Raw genomic sequence first — 16,589 nt, 5'->3', positions numbered from 1 at the left:
AAAGTCCGCTGTTTACAGTCTAGATTCGGCAGTATGCAGTTACATTGTTAGCTAAATGTCATAAGTGTATTTGATAGGAGTTTTGCCAGTGAACGCTGCCGAACAAGCTAAAAATATTGAACTTACGAGCAAAATTGCTGCGGTTGTTAATTTATTCAAATCGGAATTCCCGGATGTGAAAGTCGATTTGAAACCTTGGATGAATGACGCAGATACTAGAGAACTTGTCGATCCCGATTCCATTGACATTGGTTTTCATTTTCCAGGTAGAAGCCGCTTGTTACAAAGCCGCAGCATCCTGATTCAAATCCGATTTTACCAAGATCCGGTAGAAGGATCGAGAAGGGCGATCGGAGTTGAAGCAGCCGGCTACGATCATACTGGTCAGCAGTGGCGTTTTTCTACTGTGGAAAATTGGAGTTTTCTTGGCCAAACTGAACCTGCTGCGGAGTCGGCACAAAAACTCAAACATTTTTGCCAGGAGATATTTAATCTGTTTAATCCATCTTTTTGAGGACTAAATTCCTGACTACAAACCTGGTATTTGAGGACTAAAGTCCTAACTACGAACAGGTTAGTAGCAAGGATTTTAGTCCTTGCTATTATCGCAATTGTCGATCGCCCGACAGCCTATAGCATAAACTGAGTTGTAAGTGGTAGAACGCTTGCCAAATAAAGTATAACGATTATCCCGCACTTGTTCGTAAACGCGATCGCCCATCCACTTCATCCCCGGAATAGCACGGTAAGCAGCCACAAATACCTCACCTGCGGGTAATATTCGCCCGATTTCCTCCGCCGCATCGCTACCTTGCCAACGCCGTTGCGGTGTGTCACTATCTATCAAAATCATCCCCATTTCGCAGTCAGCAGAAGTTATGCCAAAATGCTCTAATTCCTGTAAATCTTGCATAGGAATATACTCAAATCTCTGACCTCGATCTAAGTTTTCCAGTAGCTGCACTAAGGTGACGCAGAGATTGCAATTGCCGTCGTAAATTACATGATATTTCATAGAAATTGGTAAGGGGTAATGGGGAATTGGGAATTGGTTAACTGACTAATGACTACTAACTATAGGAATTTCGATCGCAAATTCGGTTCCTTGACCGGGCGCTGAATAGCAATGCAACTGTCCGCCGTGCTTTTCCACCACAATTTGATAACTAATCGACAGCCCCAAACCAGTCCCTTTTCCCGGTGCTTTTGTGGTGAAAAAAGGATCGAACAGCCTTTGGTGAACTTCTGCTGGAATTCCTGGGCCGTTGTCAGCAATCCGAATTACAATATGAGTGGGATTGCGTCTTGAAGCATCATAAACAACATTGTTGGTCTCCGTCAACACATCCGGTTCATACTTTACTTCCGTACAAATCCGCAGCGTTGGTGAAGGACAAGAAGGAATAAACGAATTCACATCCTCAGCCCACTGCCCAGTTTCCATAGCTTCTTCCAAAGCATCAATGGCATTGCCAATAATATTCATAAATACCTGATTCAATTGCCCCGCATAACACTGTACGCAAGGCAAATCACCGTATTCTTTGACTAAGGAAATTTTAGGATGTCCCGGCGTTTCTTTCAGCCTATGCTGCAAAATCAACAAACTGCTATCAATGCCTTCATGAATATCTACGTGCTTTTGTCCTGCTTCATCCAACCGTGAAAAATTTTTCAGCGAGAGCACAATTTGGCGAATTCGCTCAGAACCCATTTTCATGGAATTTAAGAGCTTTGGCAAATCTTGAAGCAGAAAATTTAAATCGATATCATCTATCTCTTCTCGAATTGCTTCGGTGGGTTCCGGGTATTCTGCCTGATAAAGTAGCAGCATTTTCAACAAGTCTTGAAAGTAATCGTCAGCGTGCATGACATTGCCGTAAATAAAGCTGACTGGATTGTTAATTTCGTGAGCTACTCCAGCTACCAATTGCCCCAAGCTGACCATTTTTTCATTTTGTACCATCAGGCTTTGAGTTTGCTGCACATCCCGCAAAGCCTTTGCTAATTCTTGATTTTTAGTCCTCAATTCACTTTCGGAAAGTCGTACTGCTTCTTCGGCTTTTTTTCTACCTGTAATATTTTTGCGGATTGCTACATATTGATGGGGTTTCCCTTGGGCGTTTAAGCAAGGTACAATGGTAGTATCTAACCAAAAATATGTGCCATCTTTAGCTGTATTTTTCATCTCTCCCCGCCAAACATGGCCCTGACGAATTGTTGACCAAAGCTGCTTGAAAAAATCGGCAGAGTGATAGCTAGAATTGACCAGTCGGTGAGTTTTGCCAATCAGTTCTTCTCGATGGTATTTAAAGAGTTCGCAAAATTGGTCGTTGACATAAGTAATAGCGCCGAACTCGTCGGTATTAGAGACGATCGCAGATTGATCCAAGGCAAATTTTTCAAATTCTAGTTCTTGGAGGGTTTGCCGCAATTCCGCTTCGGCTTGTTTGCGATCGCTAATATCAGTAATCATCCGCAAAACCCCAGAAAATTCGCCGTTGACATCAAACATCGGTGTCGCAGAGACGATCGCCCACAAGTGAGAGCCATCTTTGCGAGTAAACTGAAAATCGTGGCGTTCCCGGATACCTTGGCGTCGTCGCTGCACGTAAATATTGGCAATTTCCTTAGTATTGTCGTCAATAAATTCAAAGAGCGATCGCCCCTGCATTTCCTCCACTGTATACCCTAGCATTTCTGCCATCCGAGAATTAGCAAAAGTCGTTTTGCTTTCTGAGTCGAACATCCAAACGCCCTCGGAAGCAGTCTCCACAATGCAGCGGTAATAACTATCCCTCTCCCTGAGTATTTCTTCTGTCTGTCTGCGATCGGTAATATCCAAAATTACCCCGTCGAAACAAAACAGTCCCAACTGCGAATTAGCGATTTGGGAAGGGTAGGAGACTAAGGAATCCCGAAATTTTTCTGGTGCTTTGAACTCGGCAATTTTACCATTTTCTATTTCTGTTTTTAAATCTAATTCCCTTGGTATTTCCTGGGAATTAGATACCAAGTTCGCATCTTTTACTTGGCAATAAACAGGTTTGCCTTTTTCATAAACCCAGCTAATACCGCCGTCATGTCTGACAATCCGGTATTCCAGGATATACGGAGTTTTAGATACCACACTTTGCAGCAGCAAAGCTTCCACATTTTTGCGGTCTTGAGGATGAATAATGCTAGCAAAATCACGGACGCGATCGTTAACAAAATCCGAGGCGGGATAGCCTGATATTTCTTGAATCGCCTCGCTCAAAAAAGCCATCCTCCGTTTACCAGCCGTGGGGTCGCTCAAGTCCCAGATACAACGGTAGATAGCACCAGGAATATTAGCTACTAAAGTTTTATATGTTTCTTCACTGTTTAACAAAAATGAATCTGCTTCACTAGGGGTTGCGCCATCCGTAAATTTAGATGAATTTGAGTAAATTTGCATAGTTTTTTACACTGGTGAGTGCGGGTTGAAATATTAAAGTAGATGGCCCATAAAAAGTGAATTTGATTAAGACAATAATTCCTTATTAATTAATATAGTATAAAATTTGTTGTTTAAACATTCAGAAAATTTGATAGCCGCTAATAGGGAAATGTATAGAGTCGGAAATACAGTGGAGGCTAGGGTTTGGGATAAACAGAGGTTTTGGCACCGGATCGATCGTCTGAGACTGGTAGCAGCGGGAAGACAGGGTGGGGATCGAGACAAAAACAGCGATCGACCTAACTTTAGCCTCAGTCTTCCTGATTTTTTGCTTCTGTGAAAATTCATAACTTGTATGGGGTTTAATTACCTCTATCGGGAGGGGGAAGCAGCAATAATCAAAATTATCTCCTCTCTTCCACTCTCCCTCTTTTCTACTCCCCCCTCTCCCACTCCCCATCTCGTTACAATAAATAAGTTGCCCAGAATCGATCGCCCCTCAAAACACCATGACTCAACAACAACCCCGGATTTGCATTCTTGGCGGAGGCTTCGGCGGACTCTACACGGCCCTGCGTTTAAGTCAGTTACCCTTCCCCAAAGCCGAAAAACCCGAAATAGTCCTAGTCGATCGCCGCGATCGATTCCTATTCGTGCCCCTGCTGTACGAACTCCTAACCAACGAACTACAAACTTGGGAAATTGCCCCACCCTTTACCGAACTATTAGAAAACACAGGCGTGCGCTTTTGTCAAGGCACTGTCTGTGGCATCGACATAGAAACAAAACGAGTCCAATTACACGACGGTCCAGAATTTGCGTGCGATCGCCTCGTGTTAGCTTTAGGAGGCGAAACCCCTCTAGATATGGTCAATGGTGCCGTTGAATATGCTTATTCATTTCGCACACTCAAGGACGCTTACCGACTAGAAGAAAGACTGCGATTTTTAGAAGCCAAAAATACCGACAAAATTCGGGTGGCGATCGTCGGTGCCGGTTATTCTGGAGTAGAATTGGCTTGCAAACTAGCCGATCGACTCGGAGAAAAAGGTCGCGTGCGGTTAGTCGAACAAAGCGACATGATGTTGCGGACATCGCCGGAGTTCAACCGAGACGCAGCCAGAAAAGCCTTAGAAAAACGACAAGTTTGGATCGACTTAGAAACCAGCGTAGACTCGATCGGATCGGACACAATTTCCTTAATGTACAAAGGACAATTAGATATTCTGCCGGTAGACATAGTATTGTGGACAGTAGGAACTCAAGTTAGTCAAGCAGTGCGATCGCTCCCTCTCAAACAAAACCAACGCGGTCAACTAATCACTACCCCCACATTGCAAATAGTCGATCGTCCAGACATATTTGCCCTAGGAGATATAGCCGAATGTCACGACGCCAGCGGCCAAAAACTTCCCACTACAGCCCAAGTAGCCTTCCAGCAAGCTGACTACACAGCCTGGAACATCTGGGCTTCCCTCACCGGTCGGCCTTTACTTCCTTTCCGGTATCAGCCACTAGGAGAAATGATGACATTAGGAATAGACAACGCCACCCTAGCAGGTTTAGGAATTCAACTAGACGGACAACTAGCCCACATTGCTCGCCGCTTAGCCTATCTCTATCGGATGCCAACCTTTGACCATCAAGTGAAAGTTGGTTTCAATTGGATTAGCAGACCAATTCAAGATTTGTTAAAAAATTAATGGTTAAGGGTTAATTGTTAATTTTTGACAATGTAACTGTATTCATTAGTCCGCCCAGGCGGACTTTGTTTGTATAGTAGCGGTTTCAACCGCCGAATTATCAAACAACCAAAAACCAATAACCAACAACAAATAACCAATAACCAAAAACCAATAACAAATGACCAAAGTAATTTTTTTAGATGCCGCAGGCACACTATTTGACGTTCGTGGCAACGTCGGTCAAGTTTACCAAAAATTAGCCAATAATTTTGGAGTAACCGTTAACAGCGAAGAGTTAAATATAGCATTTTCCAAAAGTTTTGCCGACTCAACTCCCATGACATTTCCTGGAATAGAAGCCTCCAAAATTCCCCAACTAGAATTTGAATGGTGGCAATCAGTTTCCAGCAAAGCATTTCAAATTGCAGGCGTTTATCACCAATTCTCCGATTTTCCCCATTTCTTTGCCGAACTCTACGCTCATTTTGCCACCGCCGAACCTTGGTTTGTCTATCCCGATGTGTTACCCGCATTAAACAGGTGGCAGCAACAAGGAATAGAATTAGCAGTAGTATCGAATTTTGATTCGCGACTTTATGGGGTATTAAAAGCACTAAATTTAGCAGAATATTTCACATCAGTCACCATTTCCACCGAAGTTGGTGCAGCCAAACCCGACTCAAAAATTTTCACTACCGCTTTGCAAAAACACAACAGCATTGCTGCAAATGTCGTGCATATAGGCGATAGTTTCAAAGCAGATTATTGCGGGGCTATAAATGCTGGCTTAAAAGCAATTTGGTTAAATCGAAAACAGGAAAAATTTGATTTAGGGAAATTGGATTTAACCAATTCCCAAAACATACAGGAATTTCCCAGTCTGGATTTCATGTCAAAGCTCTGATTTTTAGAGTTATCTGTAGCCACTTAGCGCATCCGCCACCGATCGCGCTAGAGTAAATTTGACTGAATTTGGGGCTGGAGACTAGGAAAAAAGTCACAACCGCCAAGTGCTTTTTGACTGATGAGATTAGGAGTATTGGGTCCTGCGCTAGCTGATTTGAGCCTAATAGATCATTCGGGCATTGAAACAGTTATATAAAATCCTCTCTTCATCGTCCTGTATTAAACTCTCTCTTCTCGAACTTCGCGTCCTTAGCGCCTTCGCGGTTAAATCATTCCGATACAATCGGAAACGATATTACACCGCCTACTAAATTCTGATTTGACATAGATTTAGCTTGATTAAAAAAGATGAGAAAGAAACTTATAAATCAAACGAAATATAGCAGTTGCAGCGATCGCACCTAAAGCCCCCAACCACCCCACAAACAACACGCCCATGATAGTAGCACCAGGATAAATCACAGTTGCAGCCGATCGCAAAGCCGGGAAAAACACCAACAAAGCCAGAGTACCAGCGCCAATAGTCAACATCTCAGTTACTTCCAGCGTTCGGCGATATTGACCATAAATCAGCCCCCCCAGAATCATCCCCAACAATCCCATACTCAGCCCAGGAGAGGGCAGCAAACTCGTCAGGGCGATCGCCAGCAACCCTCCCTCAAAACCCGTAAACGCCGCCCCCGACAACACCTCCCAGATCGAAAAAGACCCTCTCGGCGAAGGTTGCAAGCCTCCCGGAGGAGTCCCAGGAATTACCGTCGGAGGCAGCGGCTGCGGTGCGATCCCAGGGGGCTGCGGAGTCCCTATCGGAGGCGGTGCCACCACGACTGTAGACTGTTGAGAAGGTGGTTGAGGCCCAGACTTGAGAGCAGCTTCCACCTGGGCCACAGATTGAAAACGCTGGCTGGGAGCTGATAACAACATTCGATCGAGAACTTGAGCCAAACGCGAGTTAATCAGCACCCGCGAATGCCAATTCCACTCATTTCTGTAACTATCAAACAACTCCGTCGGCTGCAAACCACTCAGCAAAGTAATGCAAGTCACACCCAAAGCATACAAATCCGTTGCCGGATAAACCTCTTGGCCATTCATTTGTTCTGGGGGAGCATAACCCAAAGAATAAATCCCAGTAGAAGCTTTAGCACTTCCAGCACTTTGCGTTACCTGTTTAACCGCCCCAAAATCTAATAGATAAAGCCGACCATTTTTCCCCCGCATAATATTAGCAGGTTTAATATCCCGGTGAATCGAACCGCGAGAGTGAACAAAATCGAGAACCTTCAAAATTTCCCGCAATACTTCCACCGTTTCCGATTCCGAAAACTTGCCTTTTACAGCCAGTTCCTGCTCCAAATTTTCACCATCAATAAATTCTTGAACCAGATAGAAAAACTGATCGGTTTTCCCCGCCTGCAAACTGGGAACAGTCAACTCAAAAAAAGCCAGCAGACTCGGAATTTGCGGGTGTTCGTTGCCCAGTTCTTCCAAAACCGCCGCTTCCCGTTCAAACAGATTTTGAGCGATTGTTAGTTGTGCCGGAGTCAGACTCACCGACGGTTGCAACAGTTTAGCAACGCACTGCCGCATCGCCGGAGTATAGCGATCGCGAGCCAGAAAAGCAGCCCCAAAACCGCCTTGACCCAAAAGCCTCACCGGCAAATAGCGGCCGCTCAGAATCAGGGGCATTCCACAGGTTTTGCAATACCTTTGCTGCACAGTTTTCAGCAGCGAACTGTCATCGAGATCGGGAAAATAGTTTTGAGGGCGCGGACATCCTGGGCGCGTGCAGTAAACTTCCATTATCAATTTTAGATTTGAGACAAAAGAATTGAAGAATCGACCCTTAGCTATTCAACCTCATGTTGAGGAGAAGCATTCTCAGTACCAACTCAGACCGGGATAGACACAACAATCTAATAGACATCGACCATATTTATTGTGCAACAGACCAGAAAGCCTGTTCAAGACTTACTTTTTTAAAGAAGTCTAATCAACAGTCGCGCCTTTAAATTGTATACTTAAATCCTTGGGGAAAAAAAGTAAAATTCTATCCCCCTCTCCCTTTGTACCCCTGTGTCCCTCCCAAATTAACAAACACTTGAGATGTCTACCCGCCACCCATCGCGCCCCAGTCCACAGATTAACTACCCGCCGAGTTGGGAGATAGAATCTCTCTAGGATCGAACTCAAAGCCGGGAGATTCTTTTCTCTCCTTGATACCAGAATAAGTAGCAAAGGAAGGCAAAATTTCATTACTGAAAGCCTCAGCAGCTTTAGAACGGTAGCGGTTGGGGTTGCAAATCAGCGACAAAACTCGAGTCACCACCACTTCCTCCATTTGAGATTTGTGCAAAACACCCATCAGCAACTCCTTTTCGATCGCCGAAACCGACACAAATGCAGCACCCAACCCCGACTGCACCGCATTTTTAATCGCCTCAATGGAATTTAGTTCCATCTCAATTTTCAGGCGACGAGTATCAATGCCGCTGCGAGTGAGCACCTGATCGATAACTTTGCGGATAGTAGACTGGGAATCCAGGGAAATAAACTGCAATTTGTAAAGGTCTTCCTTTTGGATTGTTTCTTGTTGTACCATCGGGTGAGATGGAGGGAGAATCAGAGCCAGTTCGTCCTCAGCATAAGGAACAACATCCAAAGCTTCCAGAAGTTCCGTCGGAATTTCTCCACCCACAATCGCCAAATCGATTTGTCCGTTAGCCACACTCCAAGCAGTACGACGAGTCGAGTGAACGTGAAGTTGTACCGCCACATCCGGGTATTTTTGCCGAAACATCCCGATCATCCGAGGTAGCAAATAAGTCCCAGTAGTTTGAGAAGCCCCCACAATCAAGGTGCCACCTTGAAGATTTTGCAAGTCTTCCAGAGCTCGACAAGTTTCTTGACAAAGCGATAAAATTTTCTCGCCGTAACTTAGCAGCAGGTGTCCCGCTTCCGTGAGTTGAGCCCTACGCCCCCCTCTATCGAACAGTGGCACGTCCAACTGTCTCTCTAAGTTTTGCACCTGCAAGCTAACTGCTGGCTGGGATACATAGAGGCTGTCAGCGGCGCGTTTGAAGCTACCTTCAGAAGCGATCGCCTTGAGAATACGTAACTGGTCTAAAGTGAAAGGAAGGTCAGACATATATCTACTTGTCAGTTGTCATTTGGTAGTTGTCCGTTGTCCGTTGGCAGTAGGCAGTCGGCAGCGGGCAGTTGTCAAGAAAGCAGTGGGCAGTGGGTACCAGGCAGTTGTCAAGAAAGCAGTTGTCATTTGTCTGTAGCTGCAAATTGGCCTAGCGCTAAGGACTAATGACTAATGACTAATGACTAAGGACTAAGGACTAATGACTAATGAATGATGACTGATGACTGATAACCGCTGAATGCTCCCATAGATACTTTGTGACACAAATTGGCCACGAATCAATAACTTTTCTTAATATTTACAATGACGATGAATTTGGCACTCGATAGCCACCTAGTTATGCTCGGACTTTTACTCGGTTTTGCGTCCGCCCACAGCGGTTTAGCAGCCCTCCGCCCCAAAGCTGAAAAGCTCATCGGGGCAAGACTTTACCGCGTTTTATTTGCCCTAGTCAGTTTGCCCCTAGCAGTCATTCTGATTGTTTACTTTTTCAACCACCGCTACGACGGTATACAACTTTGGCAGCTACAAGGCATCCCCGCTGTCAAACCCCTAGTTTGGATACTTTCGGCAATTTCTTTCCTGTTTCTGTACCCAGCAACTTTCAACCTCCTCGAAATTGCCGCCATCCAAAAACCCCAAGTTCACCTCTACGAAACCGGCATCATCCGCATCACCCGGCACCCGCAAATGGTAGGACAGGTGATTTGGTGCATAGCCCATACCCTCTGGATTGGCACTAGCTTTACCCTCCTGACTTCCATTGGTTTGGTACTTCACCACCTGTTTGGAGTCTGGCACGGTGACAGGAGACTTCAGGCCCGTTTTGGCGAATCCTTTGAAACCATCAAATCTCGGACATCAATTTTGCCATTTTTGGCTATCCTCCAAAAACGTCAAACCCTTGATTTGCTTGAGTTTTTGCGCCCTTCCTATGTAGGTGTAGTCATTTTTACTAGCTTACTGTGGAAAATTCATCCTTTTTTGATGCGTGCGACTGGGAACATATACTGGTAGCATGATCCCTAGGATAGAAAAAATTTATTAATTTTTGAGGGATCATGGTGTTGTCCGTTAGCGAACGCACTTTTGCACAAGAGGTTTTTCAAGCGTCTACCCCCGTTTTAGTTCATTTTTGGGCGCCCTGGTGCGGTCTGTGCCGCGCGATCGACCCCACACTCACAACATTTGAGAGACAGTGGGCAGGCAAAGTCAAGCTCCTAGGGGTGAATGCCGATGAAAGTTTCAAATTAGCCAACACTTATCGCCTGACAAGTCTCCCGACGCTGATTTTGTTTGAAGGGGACAAAGTTCGATTTAGATTTGAACATTATCAAGGACGCGAGGAACTGCGCCGGACTCTTGACTCCTGGATGCTGGCGACGTCTGGGGTATCTGCCCCAAGTCAAAGGCTGCAACCCCAGGAAGCAGTCAACAGGTAGCATTTTTAAGTGCCATAGAGATTGTATCCCCGAATTATTAAAAACTTCGGCGATACAATCTCTATTGTGCAGGTAATATCAATTCCGGTTGCACCGGAGCAGCATCGATTAGCAGCTTAATACCATCATGTCTAATTTAGTTAGCCAGAAAGGAAGAATTACAAGTAATTGTAGATCGTTTTCAGTGGCGGCGTAACAGATAATTTTATTATCAAAATAGATGTGGATGCAGGGGGCAGGGATACCAATTTTGTCGATCGAATTACCGATTTAAATAGCGGGGATAGAATTGCGATCGCAGGCACTATCCGTCTGAATGACCTCAGTTTCACTGCGACGGGCGCAAACACGCTCATCTTGTTAGCTAATGGCGACATTTTAGCCAATGTTTTAAATGCTTCCCCCGCAACTGTTCGCCGTTCCACATTCATCGCATCTATTACCGATGCGATTTTCAACTTGGGCTAAGGGCGATCGACCTTACAGCTATAGCGATCGGATCTGCCGCCAGCCCCATAAAAATAGAGTTATATCAAATCCGGTAACATCGTCCTGTATTCATCTCTCTTATCTCCCTCTGTGTTCTCTGTGTTCTAGGTCCGGTTAAATCATTCCGATGCAGCCGGAAACGATATTAGAGCGTCCGGGACTATTCAAAAAAAGCCAGCATTTATGCCCAGTCGTCCAAGCCTGTGTCACAATAGTTCACAGTTTTGTCAATCTAGTAGAAACTTTAAACTACATCAGTCATGGAACCGCTTTATCAATACGCCTGGCTGATTCCAGTCCTGCCACTGGCAGGCGCAATGCTAGTAGGTCTCGGCTTAATTACATTTAATCAAGCCACCAACAAACTCCGACAAGCGAATGCGATTTTAATCCTTTCCGCGCTCGGAGGGTCAATGGTACTCTCTTTCGCATTGCTGTGGAGTCAACTACAAGGTCACGCACCTTACACCCGCACTATTCAGTGGGCTTCTGCTGGGGACTTCTCCCTGAGTATGGGCTATATCATTGACCCCCTAACGTCGGTGATGCTGGCGATCGTCACTACGGTCGCCTTTTTAGTAATGATTTATACCGATGGCTACATGGCTCACGATGACGGGTACGTGCGTTTTTACGCCTACCTCAGCATCTTCAGCGCCTCGATGCTAGGTCTAGTAGTCAGCCCCAACATCGTTCAGATTTACATCTTCTGGGAACTCGTAGGTATGTGTTCGTACCTGCTAGTGGGCTTCTGGTACGATCGCAAACCCGCTGCTGACGCCTGCCAAAAAGCCTTCGTCACCAACCGCGTCGGCGACTTCGGCCTGCTGCTGGGCATCCTCGGCATTTACTGGGCCACCGGTAGCTTTGAATTTAACGTGATGGGCGATCGCCTGCACTCCTTAGTCGAATCCGGTGCCCTGAGCGCCACTTTGGCCACCATTTTCGGAGTCCTGATATTTTTGGGGCCAGCCGCCAAATCCGCTCAATTCCCCCTCCACGTCTGGCTCCCAGATGCCATGGAAGGCCCGACACCAATTTCAGCCCTGATCCACGCCGCGACAATGGTAGCCGCCGGCGTATTCCTGATTGCTCGGATGTACCCAGTGTTTGAAGGGTTGCCAGCAGTCATGAATTTAATCGCCTGTACGGGCTGTTTTACGGCATTTATGGGCGCTTCGATCGCCATTACCCAAAATGACATCAAAAAAGGCCTAGCCTACTCCACCATCTCCCAATTGGGCTACATGGTAATGGCAATGGGAGTCGGCGCTTACAGTGCCGGACTGTTCCACTTGATGACCCACGCTTACTTCAAAGCGATGCTGTTCCTGTGTTCTGGTTCAGTGATTCATGGTATGGAAGATGTCGTCGGCCACAACCCCGCCCTCGCTCAAGATATGCGACTGATGGGGGGCTTGCGGAAATATATGCCGATTACGGCAACTTGCTTCTTAATCGGAAATTTGGCAATCTGTGGCATTCCGCCATTTGCCGGTTTTTGGTCAAAAGACGAAATCCTCGCCCAAGCTTTTGAAGCAAATCCCGCTCTGTGGGCTGTGAGCTGGGTAACGGCTGGGATGACCGCGTTTTATATGTTCCGAATGTATTTCAGCACCTTTGAGGGCGAATTCCGGGGTAATGACAACGCGATCAAACAGCAACTTCTGCAACCAAAGGTTGCTTTCGGCCCAGGCGCGATGAATGTTAAGGAATTAGCAACAACTGGGGAAAGTCACGATGAACACGACCATTTCCCTCACGAATCTCCGCTGACAATGGCTTTGCCTTTAGTGGTGTTGGCAGTACCTTCTGTGTTAATTGGTTTTGTCGGTACTCCCTTTGCTAATTATTTCGAGCAGTTTGTGCGTGCGCCTGGGGAGTCTCTGGAAGAAGTATTGGAACACGCCGCCGAGTTCGATTTAACGGAATTTCTGATCATGGGTGGCAGCTCTGTGGGTATTGCTTTGCTTGGCATTACTTTGGCTTCCCTGATGTATTTGAGCCGGAAAATTGATGCTGGGGCGATCGCCCAAAAAATCAAACCGCTTTACGAATTCTCCCTCAACAAGTGGTATCTCGACGACATCAACGAATTTCTGTTTGTCAAAGGCAGCCGCCGTTTAGCGCGGCAAGTCATGGAAGTGGATTTGCGAGTTGTTGATGGTGTGGTTAATTTGACTGGTTTTCTCGCCCTGGTAACAGGCGAAGGACTCAAATACATTGAAAACGGTCGCGCTCAATTTTATGCCCTGATTGTGTTTGTCGCAGTTCTGGGTTTTGCGATCGTTTCGGGAGTCAGTTAAATCTGTTGGGACACGGCATTACCAATTAGTGTCAACTTAACGTCAAACCAACCGTATCTTTTGTTTGTCTCGAAGTCTAGATCCCCCCTAACCCCCCTTAATAAAGGGGGAAAAAGAGTATTCTCTCAAAGTCCCCCTGATGGAAAAAGAGTATTCTCTCAAAGTCCCCCTGATGGAAAAAGAGTATTCTCTCAAAGTCCCCCTTCTTAAGGGGGATTTAGGGGGATCTGAACTCAGCGATCGACAAGAGATACAAAGGTTTTTAGAGTTAAGTTGACACGATTAAAAGTATTGTCATGTCCCACCAGAAGATATTTTAAGAACTGACCTTAGCTTAATAACTTACAATTGACAATTAGCCAAGAGAAATAAATTTGTGATTAAACTCGAAATATGCGATCGCATATTTCGTAGCAATTATTGCAAAAAGTCGGCTTCGTATAAAGAAAGTATAAAATTTAGCCCAAACTTGCCAAAATATGTTTAAACCTAATAATTGATGGATAATTTTAAAATGCAATGGATACAGCTAACTTTCCCTGGTTAACAACAACAATCCTGTTTCCTATTGCTGCGGCTTTGCTGATTCCTTTAATTCCCGATAAGGATGGCAAGACGGTGCGGTGGTATGCTTTGATTGTCGGTTTGATTGATTTTGCTCTGCTTGTTTACGCTTTTTACACTCAGTACGAGTTCAGCAATCCGGGACTGCAACTGGTAGAAAGTTATACTTGGGTACAGCAACTGGATTTGAATTGGTCCGTCGGTGCGGATGGTTTGTCGATGCCACTGATTTTGCTGACGGGTTTTATTACTACTTTAGCTACCTTAGCTGCTTGGCCAGTTACGTTTAAACCTAAGCTATTTTACTTTTTGATGCTGACAATGTACGGCGGGCAAATAGCAGTTTTTGCCGTGCAGGATATGTTGCTATTTTTCCTAGTTTGGGAATTAGAATTAGTGCCGATTTACCTGATTTTGTCCATCTGGGGTGGCAAAAAACGGCTCTACGCAGCAACTAAGTTTATTCTGTACACGGCGGGCGGTTCGCTGTTTATTTTGGTTGGTGCGCTGACAATGGCGTTTTATGGCGATACAGTGACTTTTGATATGCGGGCGATCGCACTTAAAGACTTCGCCCCCAATATCGAATTGCTACTATACGCAGGTTTCCTAATAGCTTACGGTGTCAAACTGCCGATTTTCCCCCTACACACTTGGCTCCCCGACGCTCACGGTGAAGCCACCGCACCAGCCCATATGTTGCTAGCAGGAATTCTGCTCAAAATGGGCGGTTATGCTTTGCTCAGAATGAATGCGGGAATGCTCCCAGATGCTCATGCTGTCTTCGCACCGATTTTGGTAATTTTGGGTGTGGTAAACATTGTTTACGCCGCCTTAACTTCTTTTGCTCAGCGCAATTTGAAGCGGAAAATTGCTTATTCCTCGATTTCCCACATGGGCTTTGTGCTAATCGGGATAGCTTCGTTTACCGATTTGGGAATTAGCGGTGCAATGCTGCAAATGGTTTCCCACGGTTTAATTGGGGCGAGTTTGTTCTTTATGGTGGGTTGCACTTACGATCGCACTCACACCCTCATGCTCGACGAAATGGGCGGTGTAGGACAGAAAATGCGTAAGGTTTTTGCCATGTGGACTGCTTGTTCTATGGCTTCTTTGGCTTTGCCGGGAATGAGCGGTTTTGTAGCAGAATTGATGGTATTTGTGGGTTTTGCAACCAGCGATGCTTACAATCCGGTGTTTAAGGTTTGCGTGGTATGTTTAGCTGCTGTCGGGGTGATTTTGACTCCGATTTATCTGCTGTCAATGCTGCGGGAAATCTTCTACGGCCCGGAAAATAAGGAACTGGTGGAACACGAGGAATTGGTGGATGCGGAACCACGAGAAGTATTTATCATTGCTTCGCTGTTAGTGCCGATTATTGGCATTGGTTTGTATCCGAAGATGTTGACTCAGGTTTATGATGCCACTACTGTTCAGTTGACTGCAAAGTTGAGGGATTCTGTACCTTCGTTGGTGGCTAAAGCAGCAGCGGATAAAACAGTGTCTTTGCGGGCTCCGGCGATCGAGCCGAGCAAGTTGTGATTTAAACTGGATTTAGGAAGAAAACCCCCAAACCAAGTTTAAAAATCGGGTTTGGGGGTTTTCTATTTTTTCTGACAGTCTTGGACACACTCCGACAAAGAAACCGGGTTTTTTGCCAAATCTTTTGGCTGCAACGAAGTATTTTCGTAAAAAACCCGGTTTCTGAACCCCCATGCGTAAGCTCTACAACTTGCTTTTCACCCCGTCAACCGCAACTGCGGTATGATTAATAGTTAAACCTCTGAGTTGTCTGTGAGGACGCAGTTGAAATCTTATTTGTCAGAGTTGAGTTTTTGTTAGGCTACTGGTCATGAAATCAGTAGCTGTTAAATGTCAATTAGCTAGATTAGAAATAAATCATGGGAAAGTTTAAGCAGGAGTTGGAGAAAACGCTGGAGGATTTGCATTCTCCAAACATAGCTGTAATTGGTAGAAAAGGTTAATGAAGCTACTAGACCAATAGAGATCCGTGAACTCAGTATAGTTCTGCCAAGAGTGCGTAAATGAAGATTCTGCTAGATACGCACATCTTTTTATGGTTCATCAGTGGTGACAGTTATCAACAGATGTTCGAGATGCAATTCGCGATCCAGATAATAAGGTCTATTTGAGTGCAGTTTCAGTCTGGGAAGCAATCAGGGCTGTTTCATTCTCTTGTAGGGGCCGCCCCCCGTGGCTGCCCCAATCTCTGAAACACTTACAAAATCGTGGACGGGGAGGGCGGGCACGGGGGCACCGCCCCTACAAAACGATGATTTACCTGAGAATGAAACAGCCCTGGGGAAGCAATTGTCAAATACCAGTTGGGTAAGTTACCTCTGCCGGAGCATCCCGAAACATATTTACCCAAACAGCGCGAACTTCATCAAATTGTCAGTCTTGCTCTTAATGAAAGTAGCGTAGCTCAATTGGCTAAACTCCCACCATTACATCGCGATCCATTTGACAGAATGCTGAGCTGTCAAGCCTTACAGAATGGTATGACTCTTGCGACAGTAGATTCAGCAATTCGTGCCTACTCAGTCAGCTTTATGTAGCAGTGGTTGCGTAGAAGCTACTTGCATCACTTGCCAAACAATCCCA

At 45.5% G+C, this 16,589-nt stretch carries 13 protein-coding genes; 9 read left to right on the top strand and 4 right to left on the bottom strand.

Annotated features, from left to right (window positions below; translation table 11 throughout):
• Positions 1 to 88: 88 nt before the first annotated feature.
• Complete coding sequence (locus AAFP14_RS12440) at positions 89 to 514, top strand: hypothetical protein (protein WP_340518706.1); 426 nt, start codon at positions 89 to 91, stop codon at positions 512 to 514.
• A gap of 75 nt (positions 515 to 589) precedes the next feature.
• Here AAFP14_RS12440 and AAFP14_RS12435 read toward each other — a convergent pair whose 3' ends face one another.
• On the bottom strand, positions 590 to 1,015 hold the full coding sequence (locus AAFP14_RS12435) for a thiol-disulfide oxidoreductase DCC family protein (protein ID WP_341732566.1): 426 nt from the start codon (positions 1,013 to 1,015) through the stop codon (positions 590 to 592).
• A gap of 45 nt (positions 1,016 to 1,060) precedes the next feature.
• On the bottom strand, positions 1,061 to 3,439 hold the full coding sequence (locus AAFP14_RS12430; protein ID WP_341732565.1) for a PAS domain S-box protein: 2,379 nt from the start codon (positions 3,437 to 3,439) through the stop codon (positions 1,061 to 1,063).
• 491 nt (positions 3,440 to 3,930) lie between these two features.
• Between AAFP14_RS12430 and AAFP14_RS12425 the strand changes: the two genes are divergently transcribed.
• A complete protein-coding gene (locus AAFP14_RS12425; protein WP_341732564.1) occupies positions 3,931 to 5,124 on the top strand; it encodes an NAD(P)/FAD-dependent oxidoreductase in 1,194 nt (397 codons plus the stop codon).
• A gap of 160 nt (positions 5,125 to 5,284) precedes the next feature.
• Entirely contained in the window at positions 5,285 to 6,010 is a 726-nt protein-coding gene (locus AAFP14_RS12420; RefSeq protein ID WP_341732563.1) for an HAD-IA family hydrolase, read from the top strand.
• A 341-nt stretch (positions 6,011 to 6,351) separates the two neighbouring features.
• Here AAFP14_RS12420 and AAFP14_RS12415 read toward each other — a convergent pair whose 3' ends face one another.
• Both AAFP14_RS12415 and AAFP14_RS12410 read right to left on the bottom strand, forming a co-directional pair.
• The gene (locus tag AAFP14_RS12415) at positions 6,352 to 7,815 is read right to left on the bottom strand and encodes a serine/threonine-protein kinase (protein WP_341732562.1); all 1,464 of its coding nucleotides are present in this window, start codon (positions 7,813 to 7,815) and stop codon (positions 6,352 to 6,354) included.
• A gap of 340 nt (positions 7,816 to 8,155) precedes the next feature.
• A complete protein-coding gene (locus tag AAFP14_RS12410) occupies positions 8,156 to 9,160 on the bottom strand; it encodes a LysR family transcriptional regulator (protein ID WP_341732561.1) in 1,005 nt (334 codons plus the stop codon).
• Between the two features lie 306 nt (positions 9,161 to 9,466).
• On the opposite strand from AAFP14_RS12410, the gene AAFP14_RS12405 reads away from it, so the two are divergent.
• The 6 genes from AAFP14_RS12405 to AAFP14_RS12380 all read left to right on the top strand — a co-directional run bounded on the left by AAFP14_RS12405 (position 9,467) and on the right by AAFP14_RS12380 (position 16,543).
• Positions 9,467 to 10,180: an NnrU family protein gene (locus AAFP14_RS12405; protein WP_341732560.1), complete on the top strand. Its 714-nt coding sequence runs from the start codon at positions 9,467 to 9,469 to the stop codon at positions 10,178 to 10,180.
• A 44-nt stretch (positions 10,181 to 10,224) separates the two neighbouring features.
• A complete protein-coding gene (locus AAFP14_RS12400; protein WP_341732559.1) occupies positions 10,225 to 10,605 on the top strand; it encodes a thioredoxin family protein in 381 nt (126 codons plus the stop codon).
• A 222-nt stretch (positions 10,606 to 10,827) separates the two neighbouring features.
• The gene (locus tag AAFP14_RS12395) at positions 10,828 to 11,073 is read left to right on the top strand and encodes a hypothetical protein (RefSeq protein ID WP_341732558.1); all 246 of its coding nucleotides are present in this window, start codon (positions 10,828 to 10,830) and stop codon (positions 11,071 to 11,073) included.
• 281 nt (positions 11,074 to 11,354) lie between these two features.
• Entirely contained in the window at positions 11,355 to 13,400 is a 2,046-nt protein-coding gene (locus tag AAFP14_RS12390; RefSeq protein WP_341732557.1) for an NAD(P)H-quinone oxidoreductase subunit 5, read from the top strand.
• A gap of 519 nt (positions 13,401 to 13,919) precedes the next feature.
• Positions 13,920 to 15,506, top strand: a complete 1,587-nt coding sequence (gene ndhD1 / locus AAFP14_RS12385; RefSeq protein WP_472851046.1) for a photosynthetic/respiratory NAD(P)H-quinone oxidoreductase subunit D1 — start codon at positions 13,920 to 13,922, stop codon at positions 15,504 to 15,506.
• An 803-nt stretch (positions 15,507 to 16,309) separates the two neighbouring features.
• Positions 16,310 to 16,543 carry a type II toxin-antitoxin system VapC family toxin gene (locus AAFP14_RS12380; protein WP_341732556.1) on the top strand — a complete coding sequence of 78 codons (234 nt, stop codon included), beginning with the start codon at positions 16,310 to 16,312 and terminating at the stop codon, positions 16,541 to 16,543.
• The last annotated feature ends 46 nt before the right edge of the window (positions 16,544 to 16,589 follow it).

The sequence above is a fragment of the Microcoleus sp. EPA2 genome, assembly GCA_020882975.1.
Taxonomy (GTDB): Bacteria; Cyanobacteriota; Cyanobacteriia; order Cyanobacteriales; family Microcoleaceae; genus Microcoleus.
The sequence above is the reverse complement of the archived record's forward strand: the minus strand, read 5'-3'. Positions and strand labels throughout refer to the sequence as shown.